This window comes from Candidatus Protochlamydia sp. W-9, from assembly GCF_001950615.1.
GTDB classification, from domain to species: Bacteria; Chlamydiota; Chlamydiia; order Chlamydiales; family Parachlamydiaceae; genus Protochlamydia; species Protochlamydia amoebophila.
Genome location: NZ_BCPZ01000131.1, coordinates 1 through 1,432 on the forward strand (window position 1 = coordinate 1; position 1,432 = coordinate 1,432).

Sequence of the window (1,432 nt, forward strand, 5' to 3'; positions counted from 1 at the left end):
AGACATCTTTTTTTTATTAAAGTGGGGGATCGCAAGACCTCGCGGTTAAAGAGAGGTCCATGGGATATCAGCTAGTTGGTGTGGTAAAGGCGCACCAAGGCTAAGACGTCTAGGCGGATTGAGAGATTGACCGCCAACACTGGGACTGAGAACTGCCCAGACTCCTACGGGAGGCTGCAGTCGAGAATCATTCGCAATGGGCGAAAGCCTGACGATGCGACGCTGTGTGAGTGAAGAAGGCCTTAGGGTCGTAAAGCTCTTTCGCCTGGGAACAAGATGAGCTGGCTAACATCCAGTGATTTTGAGCGTACCAGGTAAAGAAGCACCGGCTAACTCCGTGCCAGCAGCTGCGGTAATACGGAGGGTGCAAGCATTAATCGGATTTATTGGGCGTAAAGGGCGCGTAGGCGGGGGTGTCAGTCAGATGTGAAATCCCGGGGCTCAACCTCGGAACAGCATTTGAAACTACATCTCTAGAGGGTAGGCGGAGAAAACGGAATTCCACAAGTAGCGGTGAAATGCGTAGATATGTGGAAGAACACCGGTGGCGAAGGCGGTTTTCTAGCTTATACCTGACGCTAAAGCGCGAAAGCAAGGGGATCAAACAGGATTAGATACCCTGGTAGTCCTTGCCGTAAACTATGTATACTTGGTGTAACTGGACTCAACCCTAGTTGTGCCGTAGCTAACGCGTTAAGTATACCGCCTGGGGAGTACAGTCGCAAGGCTGAAACTCAAAAGAATTGACGGGGACCCGCACAAGCAGTGGAGCATGTGGTTTAATTCGATGCAACGCGAAGAACCTTACCCAGACTTGACATGTAGTAGACCGGTCTAGAAATAGGCCTTTCCTTCGGGACTGCTACACAGGTGCTGCATGGCTGTCGTCAGCTCGTGCCGTGAGGTGTTGGGTTAAGTCCCGCAACGAGCGCAACCCTTATCATTAGTTGCCAACATTTAAGGTGGGAACTCTAATGAGACTGCCTGGGTTAACCAGGAGGAAGGTGAGGATGACGTCAAGTCCGCATGGCCCTTATGTCTGGGGCTACACACGTGCTACAATGGTCGGTACAAAAGGCAGCGAAGCCGCGAGGTGAAGCAAATCCCGAAAGCCGGCCCCAGTTCAGATTGTAGTCTGCAACTCGACTACATGAAGACGGAATTGCTAGTAATGGCGAGTCAGCAACATCGCCGTGAATACGTTCCCGGGTCTTGTACACACCGCCCGTCACATCATGGGAGTTGGTTTTACCCGAATCCGCTGGCTTAACCGCAAGGGAAGAGGCGTGTAAGGTGAGGCCGATGACTGGGATGAAGTCGTAACAAGGTAGCCCTACCGGAAGGTGGGGCTGGATCACCTCCTTTAAAGGACAGTTTGCTAATTTAGCAAACAGGTTGGGCAAGCTCTAAGCTTCGTACATTGTCTTACTTA

Annotated in this window: 1 rRNA gene; it reads left to right on the forward strand. The window is 51.5% G+C overall.

Annotation, left to right across the window (positions count from 1 at the left end):
• A 16S ribosomal RNA gene (locus BU804_RS04180) occupies nt 1-1,365 on the forward strand; the annotation flags it as partial.
• Nucleotides 1,366-1,432 lie beyond the last annotated feature (67 nt).